Source organism: Vibrio sp. 03_296 (genome assembly GCF_002265885.1).
Window position 1 is genome coordinate 1 of record NZ_NPKW01000695.1, and the last position, 1,471, is coordinate 1,471.

At 55.0% G+C, this 1,471-nt stretch carries 2 pseudogenes; both read left to right on the forward strand.

Annotated features, from left to right (window positions below):
- A pseudogene (locus CIK04_RS27200) lies at nt 1-537 on the forward strand (acetyl-CoA C-acetyltransferase); the annotation flags it as partial.
- A 68-nt stretch (nt 538-605) separates the two neighbouring features.
- Nucleotides 606-1,471, forward strand: a pseudogene (locus CIK04_RS27205) (aldehyde dehydrogenase family protein); the annotation flags it as partial.

Genomic DNA, 1,471 nt, shown 5'->3' on the forward strand with positions numbered 1-1,471 from the left:
AATTCCCAAACTAAAATCTGCGTTTGCCGAAGCCGGTACGGTGACCGCCGCCAATTCCAGCGCAATTGCGGATGGCGCAGCGGCGCTGATATTGGCCGACGGTGATTGGGCCGAGAAGCAAGGCTTAACGCCACTGGCGATCATTCGCGGCCACGCAAGCCATGCTCGCTTGCCTGCCGAGTTTACCGTCGCGCCGGTTTACGCGATTGAGCAACTGCTAAGCCAGCTCGATTGGGGAATCGACGAGGTGGATTTGTGGAGATCAACGAAGCGTTTGCCGTCGTGACACAAATTGCCATCCAGCAGCTCGGCTTGGCCGCAGACAAAGTCAACATCAAAGGGGGCGCCTGTGCGTTAGGCCACCCTATTGGTGCCAGTGGTGCCCGAATTCTAGTCACTTTGATTCACAGCTTGCGTCAGTTACAAGCGTTGGGTACCAATGGTGACGCTAAGTGCCGTCGCAGCGTCAAAGGTGTGGCTGCACTGTGCATTGGGGGCGGAGAGGCCACCGCGATTGGCATCGAAATTCCGGTTTAGTAAAGCGCTAAGCAGCGATGAAAAAAAGTGAGAGGAAAGCCACATGAMCCCAATCAGTACCTCTTTTTATCCAAGGTTCGTTTGTTGAATCTCAGAGCAACGAATGGATTGATGTGACCAACCCCGCCACCGGCGAGGTGATTGCGCGTCTTCCTTGCGCCACGCCAGCAGAAATGACCAGTGCAATTGCCACTGCCAGTGAAGCATTCCAATCGTGGAAAGAGGTCGCGGTTCAGAGCGGCCAGATGATGTTGCGTTATCAGCACTTGCTCAAAGAAAATCACGAGGCACTGGCGCAATTGCTCTCTCAAGAAACGGGCAAAACCCTTGCCGATGCCAAAGGCGATGTGTGGCGAGGGATAGAAGTGGTGGAACAAGCGGCCAATATTGCCGAGCAATATGATGGAGGAGACGGTGGAAAATGTGGCCACTGATATCGACAGCTACTCGCTCATCCAACCGTTGGGCGTGTGCTGTGGTATTACGCCGTTTAATTTTCCTGCCATGATCCCGTTGTGGATGTTTCCAATTGCGATTGCCAGTGGCAATACGTTTGTACTGAAACCTTCTGAACAGGTGCCGCTGACGTCGGTGCGCTTAGCGCAACTGTTTGCCGATGCTGGTGCGCCGGATGGGTGTGCAGATCGTGCATGGGGTAAGCGCAGGTCGACTTTCTTCTCACGCATCCTGATGTGCGTGCCGTTTCGTTTGTTGGCTCGGTGCCGACCGCGCGATACATCTACCAACCGCACGCAAACTTCAAGCGTGTGCAGGCGTTTGCTGGGCGAAAACCATATGGTGGTGATGGCTGACGCCAATAAAGCACAGGTACTCAGTAACTTAGTTGGTGCCTCGGTCGGGGCCGCAGGGCAACGCTGTATGGCGATCTCCGTGGCGGTGTTGGTCGGCGATGCCAAACATTGGGTGGCGGATC